23 protein-coding genes are annotated in these 22,487 nt (G+C 63.0%); 13 read left to right on the top strand and 10 right to left on the bottom strand.

Translation table 11 applies throughout. From position 1 onward, the window contains the following. Positions 1-3: 3 nt before the first annotated feature. Entirely contained in the window at positions 4-1,500 is a 1,497-nt protein-coding gene (locus tag ACJ8OK_RS05285; protein WP_033632981.1) for an alpha/beta hydrolase, read from the bottom strand. A gap of 221 nt (positions 1,501-1,721) precedes the next feature. Here ACJ8OK_RS05285 and ACJ8OK_RS05280 point away from each other — a divergent pair, with 221 nt between their 5' ends. Both ACJ8OK_RS05280 and fusA read left to right on the top strand, forming a co-directional pair. Next, positions 1,722-1,970 (top strand): glycine zipper domain-containing protein, encoded by a 249-nt coding sequence (locus tag ACJ8OK_RS05280; RefSeq protein WP_004938127.1) that lies wholly within the window; start codon positions 1,722-1,724, stop codon positions 1,968-1,970. A 235-nt stretch (positions 1,971-2,205) separates the two neighbouring features. Then, on the top strand, positions 2,206-4,311 hold the full coding sequence (fusA, locus tag ACJ8OK_RS05275; protein WP_103085303.1) for an elongation factor G: 2,106 nt from the start codon (positions 2,206-2,208) through the stop codon (positions 4,309-4,311). Between the two features lie 27 nt (positions 4,312-4,338). Here fusA and ACJ8OK_RS05270 read toward each other — a convergent pair whose 3' ends face one another. Then, on the bottom strand, positions 4,339-5,307 hold the full coding sequence (locus ACJ8OK_RS05270; protein WP_265260707.1) for a DMT family transporter: 969 nt from the start codon (positions 5,305-5,307) through the stop codon (positions 4,339-4,341). 98 nt (positions 5,308-5,405) lie between these two features. Next, positions 5,406-6,233, bottom strand: a complete 828-nt coding sequence (locus ACJ8OK_RS05265) for an AraC family transcriptional regulator (protein ID WP_171454073.1) — start codon at positions 6,231-6,233, stop codon at positions 5,406-5,408. Between the two features lie 196 nt (positions 6,234-6,429). Between ACJ8OK_RS05265 and ACJ8OK_RS05260 the strand changes: the two genes are divergently transcribed. Beyond that, positions 6,430-7,863, top strand: coding sequence for an NAD-dependent succinate-semialdehyde dehydrogenase (locus tag ACJ8OK_RS05260; RefSeq protein WP_442530422.1), 1,434 nt, complete (start codon positions 6,430-6,432; stop codon positions 7,861-7,863). 49 nt (positions 7,864-7,912) lie between these two features. Here the strand turns inward: ACJ8OK_RS05260 and ACJ8OK_RS05255 are convergent, their stop codons facing one another. From ACJ8OK_RS05255 to ACJ8OK_RS05245, 3 genes are read right to left on the bottom strand one after another with little or no spacing between them, the layout of a single operon-like run. Beyond that, on the bottom strand, positions 7,913-8,815 hold the full coding sequence (locus ACJ8OK_RS05255) for an alpha/beta hydrolase (protein ID WP_442530421.1): 903 nt from the start codon (positions 8,813-8,815) through the stop codon (positions 7,913-7,915). Next, a complete protein-coding gene (locus ACJ8OK_RS05250) occupies positions 8,805-9,698 on the bottom strand; it encodes an alpha/beta fold hydrolase (RefSeq protein WP_048323630.1) in 894 nt (297 codons plus the stop codon). Before ACJ8OK_RS05250 ends, ACJ8OK_RS05255 begins: the two co-directional genes overlap by 11 nt. Positions 9,699-9,724: 26 nt before the next feature. After that, positions 9,725-10,780: a sugar phosphate isomerase/epimerase family protein gene (locus ACJ8OK_RS05245; RefSeq protein ID WP_033632974.1), complete on the bottom strand. Its 1,056-nt coding sequence runs from the start codon at positions 10,778-10,780 to the stop codon at positions 9,725-9,727. A 140-nt stretch (positions 10,781-10,920) separates the two neighbouring features. Here ACJ8OK_RS05245 and ACJ8OK_RS05240 point away from each other — a divergent pair, with 140 nt between their 5' ends. Next, complete coding sequence (locus tag ACJ8OK_RS05240) at positions 10,921-11,511, top strand: TetR/AcrR family transcriptional regulator (RefSeq protein WP_033632973.1); 591 nt, start codon at positions 10,921-10,923, stop codon at positions 11,509-11,511. Here the strand turns inward: ACJ8OK_RS05240 and ACJ8OK_RS05235 are convergent. The 3 genes from ACJ8OK_RS05235 to ACJ8OK_RS05225 all read right to left on the bottom strand — a co-directional run bounded on the left by ACJ8OK_RS05235 (position 11,508) and on the right by ACJ8OK_RS05225 (position 13,838). Further along, positions 11,508-11,810 (bottom strand): cupin domain-containing protein, encoded by a 303-nt coding sequence (locus ACJ8OK_RS05235; RefSeq protein WP_033633644.1) that lies wholly within the window; start codon positions 11,808-11,810, stop codon positions 11,508-11,510. The two genes, ACJ8OK_RS05240 and ACJ8OK_RS05235, sit on opposite strands and share 4 nt — an antisense overlap. 117 nt (positions 11,811-11,927) lie before the next feature. After that, positions 11,928-12,647: a glucosamine-6-phosphate deaminase gene (locus ACJ8OK_RS05230; RefSeq protein ID WP_033632972.1), complete on the bottom strand. Its 720-nt coding sequence runs from the start codon at positions 12,645-12,647 to the stop codon at positions 11,928-11,930. Positions 12,648-12,908: 261 nt separating this feature from the next. Further along, entirely contained in the window at positions 12,909-13,838 is a 930-nt protein-coding gene (locus tag ACJ8OK_RS05225; RefSeq protein ID WP_033632971.1) for a LysR substrate-binding domain-containing protein, read from the bottom strand. Positions 13,839-14,007: 169 nt separating this feature from the next. Here ACJ8OK_RS05225 and ACJ8OK_RS05220 point away from each other — a divergent pair, with 169 nt between their 5' ends. The 9 genes from ACJ8OK_RS05220 (at position 14,008) to ACJ8OK_RS05180 (ending at position 21,440) form a co-directional block, all read left to right on the top strand. Beyond that, on the top strand, positions 14,008-14,958 hold the full coding sequence (locus tag ACJ8OK_RS05220) for a branched-chain amino acid ABC transporter permease (protein ID WP_021503755.1): 951 nt from the start codon (positions 14,008-14,010) through the stop codon (positions 14,956-14,958). Between the two features lie 10 nt (positions 14,959-14,968). Next, positions 14,969-16,081 (top strand): ABC transporter permease subunit, encoded by a 1,113-nt coding sequence (locus tag ACJ8OK_RS05215; protein WP_033632970.1) that lies wholly within the window; start codon positions 14,969-14,971, stop codon positions 16,079-16,081. Continuing rightward, positions 16,078-16,848 carry an ABC transporter ATP-binding protein gene (locus ACJ8OK_RS05210; RefSeq protein WP_033632969.1) on the top strand — a complete coding sequence of 257 codons (771 nt, stop codon included), beginning with the start codon at positions 16,078-16,080 and terminating at the stop codon, positions 16,846-16,848. Before ACJ8OK_RS05215 ends, ACJ8OK_RS05210 begins: the two co-directional genes overlap by 4 nt. Beyond that, complete coding sequence (locus tag ACJ8OK_RS05205; protein ID WP_033632968.1) at positions 16,841-17,554, top strand: ABC transporter ATP-binding protein; 714 nt, start codon at positions 16,841-16,843, stop codon at positions 17,552-17,554. The genes ACJ8OK_RS05210 and ACJ8OK_RS05205 overlap by 8 nt, the downstream gene beginning before the upstream one ends. A gap of 76 nt (positions 17,555-17,630) precedes the next feature. Continuing rightward, a complete protein-coding gene (locus ACJ8OK_RS05200; protein ID WP_375542430.1) occupies positions 17,631-18,740 on the top strand; it encodes a branched-chain amino acid ABC transporter substrate-binding protein in 1,110 nt (369 codons plus the stop codon). An 18-nt stretch (positions 18,741-18,758) separates the two neighbouring features. Further along, entirely contained in the window at positions 18,759-19,250 is a 492-nt protein-coding gene (locus tag ACJ8OK_RS05195; protein ID WP_033632966.1) for an L-2-amino-thiazoline-4-carboxylic acid hydrolase, read from the top strand. Next, a complete protein-coding gene (locus ACJ8OK_RS05190) occupies positions 19,247-20,473 on the top strand; it encodes a Zn-dependent hydrolase (RefSeq protein WP_033632965.1) in 1,227 nt (408 codons plus the stop codon). Before ACJ8OK_RS05195 ends, ACJ8OK_RS05190 begins: the two co-directional genes overlap by 4 nt. An 82-nt stretch (positions 20,474-20,555) precedes the next feature. Then, positions 20,556-20,903 carry an ArsR/SmtB family transcription factor gene (locus ACJ8OK_RS05185; protein WP_004938187.1) on the top strand — a complete coding sequence of 116 codons (348 nt, stop codon included), beginning with the start codon at positions 20,556-20,558 and terminating at the stop codon, positions 20,901-20,903. A gap of 3 nt (positions 20,904-20,906) precedes the next feature. After that, the gene (locus ACJ8OK_RS05180) at positions 20,907-21,440 is read left to right on the top strand and encodes an SRPBCC family protein (RefSeq protein ID WP_015377962.1); all 534 of its coding nucleotides are present in this window, start codon (positions 20,907-20,909) and stop codon (positions 21,438-21,440) included. Here ACJ8OK_RS05180 and ACJ8OK_RS05175 read toward each other — a convergent pair whose 3' ends face one another. Further along, on the bottom strand, positions 21,441-22,469 hold the full coding sequence (locus ACJ8OK_RS05175) for a transporter (RefSeq protein WP_048323656.1): 1,029 nt from the start codon (positions 22,467-22,469) through the stop codon (positions 21,441-21,443). Positions 22,470-22,487 lie beyond the last annotated feature (18 nt).

Genomic DNA, 22,487 nt, shown 5'->3' with positions numbered 1-22,487 from the left:
TTCTCAGCGGCAAATCTTGTCACGGCGCGGCTTTTTCGGCGCCAGCAGATAATCCACCACGCTTTCGTCAACGCAGCTGTCGATGCCGTTCAGCGCCAGCGTATGCCCGTCGCGTTCGCGGGTGATCAGCGGGCTTTTAAAGGCGGCGGCCATCACTTGCGCGTTGCGGTACGGGGTGGTCGGATCGTAGCGCTGGGCGACGAACAGCAGCGGCGGCAGCGCGGCGGACGCCGCCGGGGTGTGCGGCCGATCTTTGCCGCGGTACGGCCACAGATCGCACATTTCCAGCGGGTATTCGTGCAGCGGCAGATAGTGGGCATACAAAGCGGCGGTATTGATCTCCTGCCGCTGCCGGCGCAACTGCTGCGGATCGGCCGTCGGGTTGGCGACGTCGGCGCAGGTGATGACGTTCAGGGCGTCATCGGCATCCGGCGAATAGCTTTCGTCGATCAGATCGGAAACCTGCTGCCCGGCGATGCCGGCATCGAGCTGGCGCAGCACGGTGGCCAGCTCATGCCAGCGCTCCGGCCACAATAACAGCGAACGCGTGACCGTCAACACGTCGTCGGCGGAGATTTCATAGCCCGCTGCGGTGACGAACGGTTGATCGTGCAGCTTGCGCAGCAAGGCGTGATAGCGCTGCAGCGCCTGATTGGCGCCGCCGCCCAGCTGACAGCTGTCGGTTTTACCGCAGTAGGCGGCGAAGCGCAGGAAGCTTTGCTGGAAACCCCGTTCCTGGTTTAGCCGCTGGGTGAAATCGTCCTCAGCCAGATCCACCACCCCGTCCAGCACCAGCGCGCGCGTTTTCTTCGGAAAACGCTCGGCATACAGCGCCGCCACCTTGGTGCCGTAAGAGTACGCCACCGCCGTCAGCCCTGGCTCGCCCAGCGCGTGGCGGATCGCGTTCAGATCGTTGACCGCTTCGTCGGTGCCGATATGTTGCAGCACGTCCGCGCCGGTCTGTTTGATGCAGGCGGCAATCAGGGCGCGCGTCTGGTTCTCCGCGCCGGCCACGTCGTTGTCGTCCGGTTCAGGGAGTTCGTCACCTTCAGCCAGCTGGCAGGAGATTTTCGGCGTCGATTGGCCGACGCCGCGCGGATCGTAACCGATGATATCGTAGGATTTACGCAGCCTGGCGACGTGGGCGTCGTTGCCTAAATAGGGGTTGATGCCCGGCAGGCCCGGCCCGCCGCTGATCGTCACCACGCTGCCCTTTTTCGGCCCGGTGGCGGGCAGCAGGGTCAGCGCCAGGCGCACGGTCTGTTCGCCCGCCTGCGCCGAATGGGCGGGAGGCGTGGCGTACGCCAGCGGCACCTCGAGATAGCCGCAGCGCAGCCCCGCCGGCGGCGCTTCATCGAACCAACGCTGAAAGCCGCTGTTGAGACAAGATTGCCAACGAATGCCGTTCCCGGCCGCCGCCCCGTGGAGCGCAGGCTTAGCCTGAGCGGGCAACGCGGCGGCAGTCGCGGCGAGCAGCGCCAGAATACGCAGTACTGACATGGGGAGTCCTTTCAACTCAACGAATCGGTCAAAGGGTAACGGTATCCGGTTAAACCGCTAGCCAATAGAACACAAAAAGCCGCGCGGGTGAAGCCGTCACCGCGCGCCCGGCAAGACTTTTCTCTGCTCGGATTGCTCTTATAACGCACAGAATGCTGCAAAAAACGTCGTTTGCCTGCTAGGCTTAGGGTTCATTATCCCACAAGGAACAGGAGAGCAGCATGTTTGGAAAAGCGGAAGACAAAGCCAATGAAGCCGCGGGCGCGGTAGAAGAAGCGTTCGGCAAAGCCGTTGATTCGCCGGAGCATCAGGTGCGCGGCGCGGCGCGCAAATACGCCTCCCAGGCCAGCTATGCCGCCCGAGACGCCGCGGACAGCGTAAGAACGCAGGTGGAAGCCAACCCGCTGGCCGGCGTGGCCGTTGCGGCAGCGGTCGGCATCGTTTTCGGCTTCCTGCTGGGACGCAAATAAGCGGCGAACGCCGCTCGACAACAGGCCCGTTATGGGCCTTTTTTTCGCCTTTTCTTCGCCTGCGTGCAAACTTTCATCTATCACAGCCATCGCTTAAAAAAACCAACGCCTTCAACTACGATTAGTTTGTGACCAGAGCGAGGCTCTGCGATCCGACGGATAACCCTATGAGGATTATCACCATTATCCATGCTGTTTAAGCCGCTCTCCTTCACGCGGCTAAGAAAGGTTGATTATGGCTCGCACCACCCCTATCGAACGTTACCGCAATATCGGCATCTCCGCGCATATCGATGCCGGCAAGACCACCACCACCGAGCGGATTCTGTTTTACACCGGGGTCAGCCACAAGCTGGGTGAAGTGCATGACGGCGCGGCGACCATGGACTGGATGGCGCAGGAACAGGAGCGCGGCATCACCATCACCTCGGCGGCCACCACCTGCTTCTGGAACGGCATGCAGCATAACTATCCGCAGCACCGCATCAATATCATCGATACCCCCGGGCACGTCGATTTCACCATTGAAGTGGAACGTTCGATGCGCGTGCTGGACGGCGCCGTGATGGTCTATGACTCGGTGGGCGGCGTGCAGCCGCAGTCGGAAACCGTCTGGCGTCAGGCCAACAAGTACAAGGTGCCGCGGCTGGCGTTCGTCAACAAGATGGACCGCATCGGCGCGGATTTTTTCCGCGTGCGCAAAATGATGATCGAGCGCCTGAAAGCCAACCCGGTGCCGATCGTTATCCCTATCGGCGCCGAAGATCACTTCAGCGGCGTGGTGGATCTGGTGCGGATGAAGGCCATTCTGTGGGACGAAGCCTCGCAGGGCATGAACTTCAGCTTCGAAGAAATCCCGGCAGAGCTGCGCGATTCGGCGCAGGAGTGGCGTGAAAACATGATTGAGGCCGCCGCCGAAGCCTCGGAAGAACTGATGGAGAAATACCTCAACCAGATGCCGCTGAGCGAAGAGGAGATCGTCCACGGGCTGCGGGTGCGCACCGTCGCCGGTGAAATCCAACCGATGCTGTGCGGATCGGCGTTCCGCAACAAAGGGGTGCAGCGCATGCTGGACGCGGTGATCGAGCTGATGCCCTCGCCGCTCGATGTGCCGCCGATGGAGGGCCACGGCGAACACGATGAAATCATCACTCGCAAAGCCGACGACAACGAAAAATTCTCGGCGCTGGCGTTTAAGCTGATGACCGACCCGTTCGTCGGCCAACTCACCTTCGTGCGCGTCTATTCCGGGGTGCTGGCCAAAGGCAGCAGCGTTTATAACCCAATCAAGGGCAAAAAGGAGCGCATCGGCCGGATCGTGCAAATGCACGCCAACGATCGTAAGGACATCGACGAGCTGCACGCAGGCGACATCGCCGCCTGCGTCGGCCTGAAGGACGTCACCACCGGCGATACGCTGTGCGATCCCGGCGCCATCATTACGCTGGAGCGCATGACCTTCCCCGAGCCGGTGATAGCCCAGGCGATCGAGCCGAAAACCAAGGGCGACCAGGAGAAAATGGGCATCGCGCTGCAGCGCCTCTCTTCGGAAGATCCGTCGTTCCGGGTGCGCACCGATGAAGAATCCGGCCAGACCATTATCTACGGCATGGGCGAGCTGCACCTGGAGATTATCGTCGATCGCATGCGCCGTGAATTCGGGGTGGAGACCACCACCGGCAAGCCGCAGGTGTCGTACCGCGAAACCATCCGCAAACGGGTGGCCGATGTGGAAGGCAAGTTCGTGCGTCAGTCCGGCGGCAAGGGGCAATACGGCCATGTGGTGCTGACCGTCGAGCCGAACGAACCCGGCAAAGGCTTCGAGTTCTTCGATGAGATCAAGGGCGGCGTCATTCCGGGCGAGTTTATCCCGGCGGTGAAAAAAGGCGTGCTCGAGGCACTGAACAACGGCGTGCTGGCCGGTTACCAGGTTGTGGACGTCAAGGTGCACCTGACCTTCGGTTCTTACCATGACGTCGACTCGTCGGAACAGGCGTTCCGCATGGCGGCAATCTTCGGCTTCAAGGAAGCTTGCCGTCTGGCGGATCCGGTGATCCTGGAGCCGATCATGTCGGTGGAGGTAGAAACGCCGGAGGATTACGCCGGCAACGTGATGGGCGATCTCTCCTCACGCCGCGGTCTGGTGCAGGGCATGGAAGAGATCCCGGGCGGTGGCGGCAAGGAAATTCGCGCCAAGGTGCCGCTGTCCGAGATGTTCGGCTACTCGACCACTCTGCGTTCGATGTCGCAGGGCCGTGCCACCTACACCATGGAATTCAGCCACTACGCCGAAGCGCCGCGCAACGTGGCCGAAGAGATCATTCACCACAGCAAGCGTTAACCCCCGCGCCCGCCGCTGCGGCGGGCGTCACCTCGGCTTGTCCTCCAACGCCACCACCACCGGCTGCGGCTTGATGCGCATGGCGTACACCACGCCGGCGATCAAACAGACGATGCCGGCCAGCGTCAGCAACGGCGGCCAGGCCTGGCGCAGCAGAAAGGTATACGCCAACCCCGCCAGAATTTCGAACACGATGAGCGGCCCCACCAACACCGTCGGCAGCCGCTGGCTGGCTTCGTTCCAGCACAGCGCCCCCAGCCAGGAGCAGAACACGCCGATGATCAGCATCAGCGGAATAAACACCTCAGGGCGCGGGCCGAACGGCAAGGCGAACGCCGGCTCGCTCAGCGCCAGCTGGCCGCAGACCGCCAGATAGCCCAGCAGCGCCAGCGGCAGCGTCACCAGCCCCTGCGCCGTGGCCCAGGTGGCCGGCCGCTGCGTCGGGTTCTCCCGCAGCCAGCGTGAATTGCGCAGCGGGAACCAGGTCCAGCATGCCACCGCCAACACGGCCAGCCCAAGACCGCTGAGATAGCGCCAGCCGTCGATCGATACCGCATTGCCGCGCAGCTCGGCGACGTTCACGCACGCCAATCCACAGACGATCAGCAGCAGCGCCGGCGCCAGCTTGCCCCAGGCCAGGCGCCCGTCGTGCCGGCCGTAAAACAGGTTGGCGCAGATGGCGATCACCACCGGCAAGGTGCCGATGATCATGGTCGAGACCGGCGCGCCGGTGCGCTGAATAGCGCTGGCCAGGCACAGGTAGTACAGCAGATTGCCGATGGCCGTCAGCTTGAGCGCTTCCCACCAATCCTGGCGCCGCAGCTTGCGCAGACGGCGGCGATCGAACCAGGCCAGCGGCAAGGCGATCAGCCCAAAGGCCAGATAGCGCCCGGTGGACTGCAGCGCGGCGGGATAGTCCGGTACCAGCAGCGGGCCGACGAAAATCAGTCCCCACATCAGCCCGGCGGCCAGGGCAAACACAACGCCAATGAACATAACGACTCCGACAAACGGCCGGCGCGGCCAACCCGCCCGACAAGACAGTGGCAGAGTAGCGAAAACGCGGGGAGGAATTATTGTAGCAGGTTGCTGTTTTAGCCCAATTTCACCTGTTTCTGGAAACGCACTGGCGTGACGCCGTAACGGTTAGCGAACGCGCGCGTCAGGTGCGCCTGATCGGTCAACCCCGCCGCCGCCGCCACCTGTGCGGCGGGCATGCCGCGCTCCAGCATGCGTTTAGCCTGCGACAACCGGATCGCCATCAGCATCTGCTGCGGCGAGACATGATATTCAGCCTTGAACCTGCGCTGGAAATGATAGGGGCTGAGCGAGACCAGATCGGCCAGTTGGTGGAGGGTTATGGCCTCGGCGTAATTATCGTGCAGGTAGCTTTTCACCACCTCGAAACGGTGCGCCGCCTCGGCTTTCTCTCGCTGCCCGGTGCGGATGTGCGGGTGCAGCAACTCGACGGCCTCCAACAGCAGGCCGTCGAGCGTGAGCGGATCCTCGGTTTGCCACAGCATGGCGAGAATGGCGGACAGGCGCTGCGCCGCCCGCGGATCGTGACGCACCGCATCAGTAAACCACTGGCTCCGATCGCCGGACAGCTGCTCCAGCGCCTCGGGCGCCAGATAGAGCATGCGATAACACCAGCCGCCCGGCGTTTCGGCTTCGCCGGTATGCAGCTCATCCGGGTTCATCAGTACCAGCGCGCCCGGCGCCGCCAGGTGCTGCGCCCCGCGATAGCGAAAACGCTCGGCTCCGGTATCTACGGTGCCGATGGCGAAGGCGTCGTGGGTATGCGGCTCGAAGGCATAGCGCTCAATGTGCGCCTGATAGAGTTCGACGCCGGGCAGATGCGACAAATGCCGGAACTGCGCGCAGTCCTTCTCGAACGGAAACTGTTGTGGAACCCCTTGCACCCGACCTCCTCATCCGTGCTGACAATCTGCTCAGCATAGCCAAAACATCGCCGGTTGAGTAGCCGCCCTGGTCCTTTCGTGCCCCTCGCCTGGACGATCGCCGCCATTCGGCGTAGGGTTAAGGTCCCTGTCCCTTTCAGACGGGCCGCATCGCAAAACTCATCGGCCCCTGACACTCCGCAAACAAGAGGCAACAATGTATCCGGATACTCAACTGTATATCGATGGACAATGGCGCAACGCGCTGGCCGGGAAAACCCTGCCGGTCTCCAACCCCGCTACCGACGAGATCATCGGTCAGGTGGCGCACGCCGCCACAGAAGATCTCGATCTGGCGCTGGCCGCCACCGAGCGCGGGTTTAACGTTTGGCGAAACACCGCCGCACACCAGCGCGCCGACCTGATGCGCAAAGCCGCTGCGCTGCTGCGCGAACGCGCCGACGCCATCGCCGCCATCATGACGCAGGAACAGGGCAAGCCGGTGGCGCAGGCCAAGATTGAAATTCTCAACGCCGCCGACGTTATCGACTGGTTCGCCGGCGAAGCCACCCGCACCTACGGGCAGATCATTCCGTCCCGCGCTCGCGACGTGCAGCAGCAAACCCTCAAGCTGCCGGTCGGCCCGGTGGCCGCCTTCACACCGTGGAACTTCCCGATTAACCAGATCGTGCGCAAGCTGTCCGCCGCTCTGGCGGCGGGCTGTTCCATCATCGTCAAAGGCCCGGAAGAAACCCCGGCCTCACCGGCAGAGCTGATCAAAGCCTTCGCCGACGCCGGTATCCCAGCCGGGGTGATCGCACTGGTGTACGGCACCCCGGCGGAAATCTCGGAATACCTGATCCCGCATCCGACCATTCGCAAGATCTCCTTCACCGGCTCCACCCGCGTGGGCAAACATCTGGCGGCGCTGGCCGGCCAGCATATGAAAAAGGCCACCATGGAGCTGGGCGGCCACGCGCCGGTGCTGATCTTTGACGACGCCGATCTCGACGCGGCGGCCAAAGAGCTGGCGCAGTCGAAGTTCCGCAACGCCGGCCAGGTCTGTATCGCCCCGACCCGCTTCCTGATCCAGCAAGGCGTTTACGAGGCCTTCGTGGAGAAATTCACCGCCGCGGTGCGTGAGCTCAAGCTCGGCAACGGGCTGGAAGACGGCGTGACGATGGGCCCGATGGTGCTGGGCCGCAGCGTCGACAATATCGAGGCGCTGGTGCAGGACGCTATCGCCCACGGAGCGAAGGCCAGCACCGGCGGCAAACGCGTGGCGGGCAAAGGCAACTTCTTCGAGCCGACGGTGCTGCGCGACGTGCCGCTGAGCGCGCGCGCCATGTCGGAAGAGCCGTTTGGCCCGGTCGCCCTGCTGCGCCCGTTCGCCACCTACGACGAGGCGATCGCCGAAGCCAACCGACTGCCGTACGGGCTGGCCGCCTACGCCTACAGCCGTAACATCGCCACCGTCAATGCGCTGGGGCGCGACGTGGAGAGCGGCATGCTGAGCATCAACCACATCGGTTTTGGCCTGCCGGAAACGCCGTTTGGCGGCGTGAAAGACTCCGGTCACGGCACCGAAGGCGGCAGCGAAGCGATCGAATCCTACCTGGAAACCCGTTTCGTCACCGTCGCCGGCCGTTAATCGCGCGCCGGATGAATAGCCAGAAAGCCCCGCAATGCGGGGCTTTTTTTTACTCGCGAGCCAGCTCGAACAGGCGCCGCGCCGCCGGGGTCAGCCCCAACATGTGAATACAGGCATGCACCACGCCCGGCAACCGTTCGCAGCGTACCGCCACGCCCGCCTCGCGCAGCCGCTGCGCATACTCCTCGGCCTCATCGCGCAGCGGATCATATTCGCAGCTCAGAATGGTGGCCGGCGGTAACCCGCGCAGCGTGGCGGCGTGCAGCGGTTCGCCGTAGGGTTCGCGCCGCTGAGCCAGATACTGCTGCCAACAAAATACCATCGCGTCGCGCGTCAGAAAGTGCCCCTCGGCAAACTCGCGATAGCTCTCCGTCGCCATTTCGCGGCTGAGCGCCGGGTACAGCAGCAGCTGGCGCTCGATATGCGGGCCGCCGCGATCCCGCGCCAGCAACGCGACCGCCGCCGCCAGATTGCCCCCGGCGCTGTCGCCGCCCACCGCCAGGCGCTGCGCGTCGATCCCTAACTGCGGCGCCTGTTGCACCACCCAGCAGAGCGCCTGGTAGACATCTTCCAGCGGCTGCGGAAACGGATACTCTGGCGCCAAACGGTAGTCGACCGACAGGATCACCCGGCCGGTGGCGTTAGCCAGCGCCTGGCAGGGCTGGTCATACAGCGACAGCGAACCGAGGCACCAGCCGCCGCCGTGGGCGAACAGCATCGCCGGTTGTGCGGCAGCGCGCCTTTCCCCCGCCGGTAGATAGGCGCGCAGCGCAATCCGGTGCCCATCGGCGGCGACCACCGTATAGTCCCTGACGCCGCCGCTCGCTGCCGTTTCGCCCTGCAGCAAGCGCAAACCGGTTTCCGTGGCCGCGCGCATTTCCGCCAGCGACGCGGGCGGCGGCACATCGGCCGATGCCGTCAAAAAGGCGGCGATGCGTTCATCAAGCGGCATGTTGTTCTCCCGCCAGGAACGGCGTAATCAATGCGATAAACGCTTCATGACACTCCTCGGTGATGAAATGGCCGCAGCCGGCGACCGTTTCGCCCCGCAGATCGCACGCATTGCCCTGCAGCGTCGTCAGCGGCGCGTCGCCGGTGGCGTGCTCCGCCCCCACCGTCAGCACCGGCATCGTCAATGGCGTGGCGGCGCGCTCTCGGTTCTGGCGAACGGTCTCCGGGATCGCCCGGTAATAGTCGAATCCGGCGCGCAGGCCGCCCGGCGCCGAATAGGCGGCGATATAGACCTCAGCCGCCACCCGGTCGCGCCGATAGGACCAGCGGTTGAAGATATAGCCAAGATACTCCCGCTCGCGCCCCTGGGTCAGGGTCTCCGGCAAATCCGCCAGCTGGTTGAACATGAAATGCCACAGGAAGATGTTCTCCTCCGGCGCGACGAAAATCGGCGGCGGCGGCGCCAGACCGGGGATCACCGCCTCCGTCAGCACCAGGCGCTCCACCGCCTGCGGGAAGTCGCTCGCCATGGCGTAACCGATCCACATGCCGATGTCGTGGCCGACCAGTTGGTAACGTTCGTGGCCCAGTTGCGCCATCATCGCGTGCAATGCCGCACCGACGCTGCCGGTGTCATAGCCACCGACGGGCTTGTCAGAGTCGCCGATGCCCGGCGGATCGACGGCGATCGCCTGAAAACCGGCCGCCGCCAAGGCGCGCATCACATGGCGCCAGGTGTACCAGGTTTGCGGCCAGCCGGGGATCAGCAACACCGGCAGCCCTTCACCGGCTATCACGCAGTGGATACGTTGGCCATTGACCTGGGTATAGACGTGTTCCGCCCCGAGATCCTGCAACAGGATCTCGTTCTCTTGTTGTTTCATGGGGTGACTCCCTGTGATGGACTGGCTCAGCGAATGCCGAGCAAGGCATTAATCTGCTGTGGGTTGACCGGTGCGCCGGCGAAGTCATCGAACACTTTGTCGGTGACATGGATGATGCGATCGCGAATGAAGGCCGCGCCTTCGCGCGCGCCGTCCTGCGGATTTTTCAGGCAGCATTCCCACTCCAGCGTCGCCCAGCCCTGATAGCCATACTGCGTCAAACGGGAAAAAATGCCGTTGAAATCGACCTGGCCGTCGCCCAGCGAGCGGAAGCGGCCGGCGCGATCGATCCATGACTGATAACCGCCGTAAATGCCCTGGCGCCCGGTCGGGTTGAACTCGGCGTCCTTAACGTGGAACATGCCGATAACCTCTTTATAGATATCGATAAACTCCAAATAGTTGAGCTGCTGCAGCACCATATGGCTCGGATCGAACAGCACCCGGCAACGCGGATGATGGCCAACGCGCTCAAGAAACATCTCGTAGGTCACGCCGTCATGCAGATCTTCACTCGGGTGAATTTCGTAGCACAGGTTGATGCCCTGCTCGTCGCAGGCGTTGAGCACCGGCAGCCAGCGTTTGGCCAGCTCGTTGAACGCGGCGTCGATCAATCCTTCCGGGCGCTGCGGGAACGGGAACAGATAGGGCCAGGCCAGTGAACCGGAAAAGGTGCCCAGCTCGCTGAGCCCGAGCCGCGCCGAGGCTTTTACCGCCAGCTGCATTTGCTGCCGCGCCCACTCGCCGCGCGCCTGCGGATTACCGTGCAGCGCCGGCGGCGCGAAGCTGTCGCACAGCGCATCGTAAGCCGGGTGCACCGCCATCAGTTGGCCGAAAATATGGCTGGTCAGTTCGCTGACCACCAACCCATGCTCCGCCAACATACCGGTCAGATCGTCGCAGTAGGTTTGGCTTTGCGCAGCGGTGGCCACGTCGAATAAACGCCGATCCCAGGCCGGGATCTGCAACGCGCTAAAACCGGTCTGCGCCGCCCACTCGGCAATGGCGGGCAGGCTGTTGAACGGCGCTGTCTCATCGCTGAACTGCGCGAGATGCAGGCTTGGACCTTTGAGGGTTTTCATCGTAAACTCCTATTAGTTGTCGATTGACAAACAATGGGAGCAAAGCGCGGCGACCGCAAGCGAAATTTATAAAGGCATTGGTATTCCCGCCGATTTAGGCGATCCTATGTCGCTGAATGGCAGGTAAATTGGAGCAGCGAATGGCAGGCAGACCGCGCGAGTTCGATCGCGAACAGGCGCTCTTGAAGGCGCGAAACTTATTTTGGCGGCAGGGTTACGAAGGCACCTCGATGTCGGATCTGGTGGCGGAATTGGGCATTGCTTCCGCGCGCATCTACAAAGCGTTCGGCTCCAAAGAGCAGCTGTTCCGCGAGGCGATCGCCAGTTACGAAACCAAGGAAGGCGGCTTTGCCGATCGCGCCTTCGCGCAGGAAAGCGGCATTCGCCCGGCGATCAAACGCCTGCTGGAAGATGCCGTGCGGCTCTATAGCCGGCCGGATCTGCCGCAGGGCTGCATGGTGGTCTCCTCCGCCGCCAGCGTCAGCGCGGAAAACGACGGACTCAAAGTTTGGCTGGCAGAGCATCGGCTGCAGCGCACGCAGCAGATCGTCGAACGGCTGCGCCAGGCGGTGCAAACCGGCGAACTGCCGGCCGACACCGACGCCGACAGCCTGGGGGACTATTTCGCCGTCTTCTTGCACGGCCTGTCGATTCAAGCGCGTGACGGCGTCACAGAAGCGCGGTTATTGGCGGCGGTGAACGTGGCGCTCAGGGCTTTGGGCGGCGCTTAATCTTCCGGCAGATCGACAATCACCAGCGTGCCTTCGCTGCCCGGCAACACGCGGTGCGGTACGCCGGCCGCGGCCTGATACAGCTGCCCGGCCCGCACTACCATCGTTTCCCCCGCCACCTGCAGCCGCAGGTGGCCGCTGATCACCAGCAACCCTTCACTGTAATCATGCACTTCATCCGCAATGCTGCGCGCATCCATACGCAGCACTTTGATATTGGCCGCACCGACGCGGCCCAGCACGGCGGAACGCCAGGCCTCGGGCAGTTCGGCTGCCTGCCGGTTTAAATCGAACAGCATCGTCATCCCCAGCTGCATGAAAAAACGCACTCTAGCCTGATTCTGTGCCACAGGGAAAGACGCTTTGGTTGCAGGTTATGACCGTTGGTTCTGAGGCGAGATGCGCCGGATGAACGCTTAAGACAGCAGCGCCGCGGCCTCCCGATCGGCGATAATCAACAGGTCCGGATGCAACATCAAAATGCTGGCGGGCACTGCGGCGTCGACAGAGCCGGTGACAATGCGCCGCAAAATGTCCGCTTTGTGCGAACCGTTGACGATCAGCACCAGCTTTTTGGCGGCCATCACGCTCGCAGGCCCCAGGGTGACGTAATGATCGGGCAGCCATTCAGTGCGGCCGCCCACCTCTTTGAGCAAAATGTCCGCCATATCCGGCCTGGCGGAAACCGGCACCCGACAAGTGCGGTCTTCGAAGGCAGTGGTGCCCGGCAGATTGCCGCAGAAATGCCCGTCCGCTCCGACGCCCATTACGATTGCATCCAGCCCGCCATCCTCGGCGATACGCCGATCGTGCTGGAGGTAGTTGTCCGAATTCAAGACGTGCAGTTGCCGCTCGGGGATCGCCGCCGGGCCGAAGAACATATGGTACAGATTCTCCATGGTGACGCCATAGCCCGATCGGCCGGCGTAAGGAATTTCATCGAAATTATAGTAATGCACGTTGGCGAATTCCGCGTGGCCCTTGACGCGCGGAGCCAACAACTCATACATCCGTTTAGGCGTCGAGCCGGCGGTGATGGCCAGATTGACGCGCTGCGGGCGCAGCATGTAACTCAACAACAGGCTGGCGGCCAGCTCACTCATTTCCTGGTAGTCATTAGCGACGACAAGTTTCATTCCCTTCTCCTTTTGCAAAAAAAAACCTAACCGCCCATCCGGCCATGTTCGATGCCGGGAGAGAAGTTAGGTTTTGCCTGATCGCGTCAGTAACAATCCGTTTCTTGTCAGGTTATGGCGGCCAGGAATGAAATGCAATCTGCACGGTGTGATAGGCGCCGCAGTTGTGACATTTCTTTTCTTGCCGGCTATCAAGCCGCGCAAATCGCCGCGCCAGGCTGGGCGGTTCGAAGGTTCCGCGCCGCCATGGCCAAACGGCGCTTAATCCCCTCGGCTTTCCGCCGCCTCACGGCGCAGCCACTGCCGCAGATTTTCGCCTTCCTGCGACAGTTCACTGTCCAGCCGAGCGCACAGGTAATAATCGCGGCCGTCGTCGATCGGCAGATCGAACATTTTGATCAACTCACCGCTCTCAAGGTAGTGGGCGATTAACGGTTCACGCATCAACGCGCACCCTAACCCCGCCTGCACCGCCGCCAACGTCAACAATCCATCCTCGAACATCGGGCCGATACTGCGCAGCGGGCGCTTGACGCCGGCCTGCTGAAACCATTGCATCCAGGTATTGCGCTCCTCGTCGTGCAGCAGCGGCAGCGTCGCCAGCTGATCCGGCGTATCGAGCAGACCGTGCAGTTTACTGAATGCCCGGCTGCACACCGGCACCATTTTTCCGGACATCAGCTTCTCGCTGCGATAGCCGGTCCACTGCCCGATCCCGAAGCGGATCGACAGATCGGCGGCGTCGCTCAGGTAATTGCGGTGGTTGGCGTAGACCACATTGATGTCGATATCCGGGTTTTCGCGCAGAAAGCCGCGCAGCCGCGGAATGAACCAGCCCATGCCGAACAGCGGGATCAGACTGATGGTCACCTGCCGCGACGCGGATTGTTCACGCACGTGTTCGGTCGCCTGCCGCAGCACGTTGAACGCCGAGCGAATCGAACGGTAGTACTCCCGCCCCTCGCTGCGCAGCACCAGGTTGCGCCCCTGCCGTTCAGTCAACGGCATCTGCAAAAATGCCTCCAGCGTTTTGAGTTGATGACTGACCGCCGAAGGCGAAATCATCAGCTCGTTAGCCGCCGCGCTGATGCCACCCAGGCGCGCGATGGCTTCGAACGCCCGCACGGCGCGCAGCGGCGGATCGTTCGGCAGCATCGGCAATGGCTCATCGTACTGTTCTGTTTTTTTCATATATTGACTGTTTTTGGGAAATCGACACTGAAGGAATGGATTCAATATACATAAAAATCAATGTATTAAAATCACTCGTTTTTTGTATAAGAAAGTATTTTTCCGTATTTTACAATTTTTTTAAATTCTCTACTGTGAGCCTCTGACTCATTATCTCCGGACTCTCCTTATGGATACGCTGGTACAGCAAACCGTCAACGGTTTGATGCTCGGCAGCATTTATGCGCTGATCGCGCTCGGCTACACCATGGTGTACGGCATCCTGCGCATCATCAACTTCGCGCACGGCGACGTGCTGATGGTCGGGGCGCTGAGCGCGCTGTCGGCGATAAGCGTGTTGCAACACCACTTTCCCGCGTTATCGCCCTACGCCACGCTGCTGCTGGCGGCCCTGTTCGCCATGGCGGTCTGCGCCATCACCTCGATGGCGATCGAGCGTCTGGCCTATCGCCGGTTGCGTAATGCACCGCGCCTGGCCCCGCTGATCAGCGGCATCGGCGTCTCGCTGCTGTTGCAAACCCTGGCGATGCTGATCTGGTCACGCAATCCCCTGATGTTTCCGCAGCTGTTGCCGATGACGCCCATCGCCCTGACCGCAGGCAGCGCCGAACATGCGCCGGCGGTGATCACCGGCACGGCGATCGTCACGCTGGCGGTGGCCGTAGCGGTGATGGCCGGCCTCTGGCTGCTGGTCGAACACAGCCGTTTCGGCCGCGCCATGCGCGCCACGGCGGAAAACCCGCAGGTCGCCGGCCTGATGGGCATCAGTCCTGACCGCATCATCGTTCTGACCTTCGCGCTCGGCGGCGCGCTGGCGGCGGTGGCCGGCATCATGATGGCCAGCAACTACGGCAATGCCGGTTTCTCGATGGGCTTTCTGCCCGGCATCAAGGCGTTTACCGCCGCCGTGCTCGGCGGCATCGGCAACCTGCGCGGCGCGATGCTTGGCGGTTTGCTGCTGGGGCTGTTCGAATCGCTGGGCACCGGCTATCTCGGCGAGCTGACCGGCGGCGTGTTCGGCAGCAACTACCAGGACGTGTTCGCGTTTCTGGTGCTGATCGCCGTGCTGGTTTTCCGCCCCTCCGGGCTGTTGGGCGAACGCATCGCCACGCGCGCATAAGGACATCACCATGACCGTTTTGACTCCCCCCGCTCCTCTGGCCAGGCCGCGTCGCGCCGGGTTGGGGCTGACGTTGTTCATTCTCGCCCTGCTGCTGGCGCCCTGGGTGGCGGGCGCCGCCGGCGGCAACTATTGGGTGCGCGTTGTCGACTTCGCCTTGCTGTACCTGATGCTGGCGCTCGGACTGAACATCGTGGTGGGCATGACCGGATTGCTGGACATGGGCTTTATCGCTTTTTACGCCGTTGGCGCCTATCTGGCCGCGCTGCTGTCGTCACCGCATCTGACGCAGCAGTTCCCGCTGCTGCTGCAGTGGTTCCCCGACGGACTGCATCTGTCGATGCTGTGGCTGCTCCCGCTGGCGGCGCTGCTGGCGGCGGCGTGCGGCATCCTGCTCGGCGCGCCGACGCTGCGGCTGCGCGGCGATTATCTGGCGATCGTCACGCTGGGCTTCGGCGAGATAGTGCGCATTCTGATGCGCAACCTGGATCGCCCGGTCAACCTCACCAACGGCCCCAAAGGCATTTCCGGCGTCGATCCGGTCAGCCTGTTCGGCCTGAAGTTTTCCGGCATGCATGAGTGGTTCGGCGTGCGTTTTTCCGGCCTGTACCTGTATTACTACCTGTTCGCCGCGCTGCTTCTGGCAATCCTGTTTATCAGCCTGCGGCTGCAGAATTCGCGCGTTGGCCGCGCATGGACGGCAATCCGCGAAGACGAGGACGCCGCGCGGGCGATGGGCATCAACACCCGCAACTTCAAGCTGCTGGCCTTCGCCATCGGCGCCACCTTCGGCGGCGTGGCCGGCGCGCTGTTCGCCGCGTTTCAAGGCTTCGTGTCGCCGGAATCCTTCACCCTGCAGGAATCGATCGCCGTACTGGCGATGGTGGTGCTCGGCGGCATGGGGCACATCCCCGGCGTGATCCTGGGCGCGCTGCTGCTGGCCGCCCTGCCGGAGCTGCTGCGCAGCAGCATGGGACCGCTGCAGCAGGCGCTGTTCGGCCAGGTGCTGATCGACCCGGAAATTATCCGCCAACTGTTCTACGGCCTGGCGCTGATCCTGGTGATGCTGTATCGCCCGGCGGGCCTATGGCCGGCTCGCCATGCCGGGAGGAATGCCGCATGACGCCGCTGCTCACTTTAAATCACGTCAGCAAACGTTTCGGCGGCCTGACGGCGGTGGATGACGTCAGCATGAGCATCCGCCAGGGGGAAATCTACGGCCTGATCGGGCCGAACGGCGCCGGCAAAACCACCTGCTTCAACCTGATCACCGGCCTGTATCGCGCCGACGAGGGCGAGTTCAGCCTGTTGGGCCAGCGCTATAAACCACAGGCGATCGACAAAGTGGTGCAGGCCGGCATCGCCCGCACCTTCCAGAACCTGCGGTTGTTCAACGAAATGAGCGTGCTGGAAAACGTGATGGTCGGCTGCCATGTGCGCACCCGCAACGGCCTGTGGGCGGCGATCGCTCGCCACGGGCGCGCGAAAGAGGAGGAACAGGCGGTGCGCGATAAATCTCATGCGCTGCTGGAGTACGTCGGCATCAGCCAATTCGCCCATTACCGCGCCGGCGATCTCGCCTATGGCCACCAACGCCGTCTGGAGATTGCCCGCGCGCTGGCGACCGAGCCCCGGCTGCTGGCGCTGGACGAACCGGCGGCCGGCATGAACGCCGGAGAAAAAGTGGCGTTGCGCGAGCTGCTGCTGCGCATCCGCGACAGCGGCAAAACGCTGCTGCTGATCGAACACGACGTCAAACTGGTGATGGGTCTGTGCGATCGGCTGACGGTGCTGGATTACGGCAAAGCGATCGCCGAAGGCGAGCCGGCGCAGGTGCGGCGCGAACCGGCGGTCATTCAGGCCTATCTGGGAGGCGGCGCGCATGTCTGAAGCCCTGCTGAGCGTTAAACGACTCAAAGTGTCTTATGGCGGCATTCATGCGGTCAAAGGCATCGATTTTATGGTCAACGCCGGCGAACAGGTGACGCTGATCGGCGCCAATGGCGCGGGCAAGAGCTCCAGCCTGCGAGCGCTGACCGGCCTGCAGCCGTTCGAAGGCGACATCCTGTTCGACGGTTGCTCGATTCGCGGCGTGCCGCCGCACCGGTTGCTGCAACGGGGGCTGGTGATGGTGCCGGAGGGACGCGGCATTTTCACCCGTTTGACGGTGCGGGAGAACCTGCAGCTCGGCGCCTATGCACGGCGCGACAAATCGGCGGTGCGGCAAGATTTCGAACGGGTGTGCGCCACTTTCCCGCGGCTGAGCGAGCGCCTGCACCAACCGGCCGGGCTACTTTCGGGCGGTGAACAGCAGATGGTGGCGATGGGCCGCGCGCTGCTCAGCCGCCCGCGGTTGCTGATATTGGACGAACCCTCGATGGGGCTGGCGCCGATTGTGGTGGAAGCCATTTTCACGGTCATCAAGCAGTTAGCTCGTGACGGCGTCACGCTACTATTGGTCGAGCAGAACGCCCGCCTGGCGCTGGAGTCCACCGATCGCGCCTACGTGTTGGACAGCGGCAGCCTGAGCCACAGCGGCCGTTCCGCCGACATGCTGGACGATGAAAAAATCAAACAGATCTATTTGGGTGAATAACCGTTGTTTCTTTTAACCGCACCAGGAGTATGACATGCAACAGAACATTCGCATCAAACCGTTGGCGCTGGCTGCCATGACAATGATTCTTAGCCTCCCGGCGCTGGCGGCCGACACCGTGCTGATCGGCCTGGCCGGGCCGCTGACCGGCTCTTCCGCGCGCATCGGCAAAGATCTCGAAAACGGCGCGCAACTGGCGATCGCCGACGCTAACGCGCAGAAACCGACGCTGAACGGCAAACCGGTCACCTTCAAACTGGTGTCCGAGGACGACCAGTCCGATCCGCGCACCGCCGTGGCCGTGGCGCAGCGTTTGGTCGACGAAGGCGTCGCCGGCGTGGTCGGCCACTGGAACACCGGCACCAGCATCCCGGCGGCGCGCATCTATCACGACGCCGGGATCGCCCAGGTGGCGCCGGTCGCCACCGGTCACGGCTATACGCAACAAGGTTTTGACACCAGCTTTCGCGTGATGGGCCACGACGACGACGGCGGCAACTACGCCGGGCAATATGCGGTGAAGACGCTGAAAGCCAAGCGCATCGCAGTGATAGACGATCGCACCGCTTTCGGCCAGGGGCTGGCGGACGAGTTCATCAAATCGCTGCAGGCCCAGGGCGTGCAGCCGGTCGCTCGTGAATACGTCGATGACAAGACCGTCGATTTCAGCGCCGTACTGACCACCGTGCGCAGCAAAAACGCCGATCTGATCTTCTTCGGCGGCGTAGATTCCCAGGCGGCGCCGCTGGCGCGCAAACTGAAACAGCTGGGCATGAACGCGCAGCTGATGGGCGCCGGCGGCTTTGTCAGCCAAACCTTCCTGACGCTGGCGCAGCAGGAAGGTGAAGGCGTGGTGGCGCTGGAGCCGGGGCTGCCGCTGGAACAGATGCCGGGCGGCAAGGCGTTTGAGCAAGCCTACCGCGATCGTTACCACACCCACATCGAACTGCATGCGCCCTTCGCCTACGACGCCACCCGAGTGCTGATCGCCGCCATCGAACAGGCCGGCTCGGCCAACCCGGCCGATTATCTGCCGAAACTGCGCGCCATACATTACCAGGGCGTGACCGGCGCCATCGCCTTCGATGCGCAGGGCAACCTGCAACAGCCGAGCTTCACCCTGTATCGGGTGGTTGACGGCAAATGGCAGCCGCAAACCGTGTTGGGCGGCGCCAAACCACAATAAATCAAGAGGAGCAAGGCGATGAGCTGTGCAAACAACGAGTTGGGCATTTTGGCCCGCAGAAAAATCGAGGCGGAGATCATCAAACCGATCTACCAGATCCTGGTGCGTGAAATCGGCAAGGCGCGCGCCCAGGCGGTGATCGGCGAGGCCATCGAGAATGCCGCCATCGCGGCGGGCAAACAGTTCGCCGCTCAGGAACCGAACGGCGCGGATCTGCGCAGCTTCGCCGCCTTGCAGTACCTGTGGGAAAAAGACGATGCGCTGCGCGTCGAGGTGATCAATCAGGACGAACAGCACTTCGACTATAACGTCACCCGCTGCCGCTACGCCGAGATGTATCACGAGATGGGGCTTGGGGAGATCGGCCACCTGCTCTCCTGCGCTCGCGACAGCCAGTTTATCGTCGGCTATGCGCCTGACGTTGAACTGCAGCGCACCCAGACCATCATGTCCGGCGCCCCCTGCTGCGATTTCCGCTACACCGCTAAAACGCCGGGAGAAGATCAATGACGTATCGAGTCAACGGCGAGCGCCTGTGGCAAAGCCTGCAGACGATGGCGCAGTTCGGCGCCATCGCTGACAACGGCGTCACCCGCCTGGCGCTCAGCGAAGAGGATCGTCAGGCGCGCGACCAGCTGCGCCGGTGGGCGCTGGAGGCCGGTTGCAGCGTGCGCGTCGATCGAATGGGCAACATGTTCCTGCGCCGTGAAGGCACGCGGCCCGAGCTGGCGCCGGTCATCACCGGTTCTCACGGCGACTCGCAGCCCCGCGGCGGCCGTTTCGACGGCATCTACGGCGTGCTGGCCGGATTGGAGGTTATTCGCAGCCTCAACGATCGGCAGATCGTCACCGAACGCGCGATTGAAGTGATCAACTGGACCAACGAAGAAGGCGCACGCTTCGCGCCGGCGATGATCGCCTCCGGCGTGTTCGCCGGGGTATTCGACCTGGAATACGGCCTGACGCGCCGCGACGAGCACGGCGTCAGCCTCGGCGACGCGCTGGAACGCATCGGCTACGCCGGCGAGCACCCGGTGGGCGGCATGCCGATCCATGCCGCCTTCGAGTTGCACATCGAACAGGGGCCGATTCTGGAAGCGGAGCATCTCGACATCGGCGTGGTGACCGCCGCACAAGGGCAGCGCTGGTATGAACTGGAGGTCGTCGGCTTCAGCGCCCATGCCGGCACCACGCCGATGGACCGCCGCCGCGACGCCCTGCTGGGCTTTGCGGCGCTGGTTACGGCGGTCAATCGCATCGGCTGGGATTTCGCGCCCGACGCGCGCGCCACGGTGGGCATGGCGCAAATTACCCCCAACTCACGCAATGTGGTGCCGGGACGCGTCTTTTTCAGCGTCGAATTCCGCCATCCAGAGGAGTCAATTCTGGAGCAGATGGAGCAGCGCCTGCTGGCGGCGGTGAACGCCGTCAACGACGGCAGCCTGACCGCGCGCGCCGAGCGCATCTTCCAGTATCCCCCGGTCGCTTTCGATCGGGGCTGCATCGACAGCGTACGTCATGCCGCGCAAGCGTTGGGCTATCGCCATCGCGACATGATTTCCGGCGCCGGCCACGATGCCTGTTACCTTAACCGCGTCGCTCCGACCGCCATGATTTTCATTCCCTGCGTGGACGGCATCAGCCACAACGAGCGGGAAGATATCACCCCCGCCTGGGCCGCCGCCGGCGCCGACGTATTGCTGAACGCCCTGCTGGCGCACGCCGGCGCCTGATCCTTGCCCCGGTTTCTCGCCGGGGCAAAAAATATTCAACAAAACGGTTGAATATTAGCCCGCCTGTTCTATATTCAACCATATGGTTGAATTATCTTCCTCACAGCTGGACGCCATTTTTCATGCGCTGGCCGACCCGACCCGCCGCTCGATGTTACGCGCGCTGGCCGGCGGTGAGCGCAGCATCGGCGAACTGGCCGCGCCGCTGCAGATGTCGTTCGCCGGCGCCTCCAAGCACGTGAAAGCACTGGAACATGCGGGCCTGGTGCAACGCACCGTGCAAGGAAGAAACCATATCTGCCGGCTCGAACCCGAGCCTATGGCGCAGGCCATGCACTGGCTGCAAACCTATGAACATTTCTGGACTGAACGGCTGGATGCGCTCGAACAGGCGCTGTTGCAGCCCGAACAGCTTCCTCCCAAGGAGTGAACCATGAATGATTACGGCATGATTATCGAACCCGGCACGCTGCGCATCCAGCGGCTGCTGCCCGGTCCCATCGAGCGGGTGTGGGCTTACCTGACCGAATCCGACAAGCGCGCCACCTGGCTGGCGGCCGGCGCCATGAAGTTGGAAAACGGCGCGCCGCTGGAGCTGGAGTTTCGCAACTCCGATCTGGCGGGCGAGCACGAGCCACCGCCGGCCAAGTACAAACAGCACGGCGGCTGCGTCAGCAACCGCGGCCACATCACCTGCCTGTTCCCGCCGCGCCTGCTGAGCTTTACCTGGGCCGAACAAGATCAGGGCCGCCCTTCCGAGGTGACCTTCGAGCTGACGGAACAGGGAAACGCGGTGCTGCTGACGGTCACCCACCGGCGCCTGGCCAACCGCGACGAGATGCTCAGCGTCGCCGGCGGCTGGCACACCCATCTGGATATCCTGCTGGATCGTCTGCACGATCGGGCGCCGCAGCCGTTCTGGAGCACCCATGCCCGGCTGGAAGAAGAGTACCGCGCCCGCCTGTAATTACGACTCGTCCCTGCGCCTGAACGCCAGATAACCGGCGATCAGCGTAAAACTGCCGACCAGCAACACCAGCAGGATAAAACCGTGGTGATTGCTGGCCAGCGGTATCCCTCCGACGTTCATGCCGAAGAAACCGGCGACGATGTTGATCGGCAACGCCAGCACGGTGATCACCGTCAGGGTGTAGAGCGTGCGGTTATTCTGCTCCATCAGCTTGGCGCCCAGTTCTTCCTGCAGCAGCCGGATGCGTTCGGTCAGGCTGGCGAGATCGTTCAACACCACGGTGAACTCTTCGGTAAACTGCCGCAGATCCTGCACCACCTCGCGGCTCAGCCAGGCCGGCGGCCGGTTCAACAGGCGAAACAGCGCGGCCGGTTCCGGCGCCAACAGGCGCTGAAAGCGCAATAGCATGCGGCGCATGCGCCCCAGCTCGGCGCGGTTGCGTTTGACGCGGCGGGTCAGCAGGCGATCCTCGATGGTATCGACATACTGGTTAGCCTGCCGCACCACCTGTTCCAACACGTCCTCCTGCTCTTCCAGCAGGTGCGCCAGCAGCTCGGTAGACGACGCCAGCTCCAGCGCCGTCAGGCGGCCAAGCAGCCGTTCAATCAATCGCACCGGTTTGTGACGCACGGTGACCACCAGCCCACGGCAGCAATAGAGCCACAGCGTCGCCGTTTCCGGGTTGCTGTCCTCAGGGTGGAAAATCACGTCGTTGAGCACCGCGAACAGATCGTCGCCCTGGCGCTCGATGCGCGTGGTGTGGGAACCGTGCCGAATTTCGTGGAAGAAAAAATCGGAAATGGCGAAATGGTTTTTCAGCCACTTCTCCGCCGCCGCGTGGTTGAGATTGAGGTGCAGCCAGACAAAGCCGTCGCCGGACGGCAAAGCCTGGTAGGCCTGACAGACCTGCTGCGAGTTCAGGCGCGCCGGCGGCTCACCGGAACGAAACACATGGCCGTAGATCAGCCCGGTCACTTCATCATCGAAATCAAGCTTGTGCATCTTTTCCGCTAACCGTTGCACCATAACGCCTTATCCTGCCTG

Source organism: Serratia sp. CY71090, assembly GCF_052166845.1.
GTDB lineage: Bacteria > Pseudomonadota > Gammaproteobacteria > Enterobacterales > Enterobacteriaceae > Serratia > Serratia nematodiphila.
Note: the sequence above shows the minus strand (reverse complement) of the source record. Positions and strands in the feature narration are given on the sequence as shown.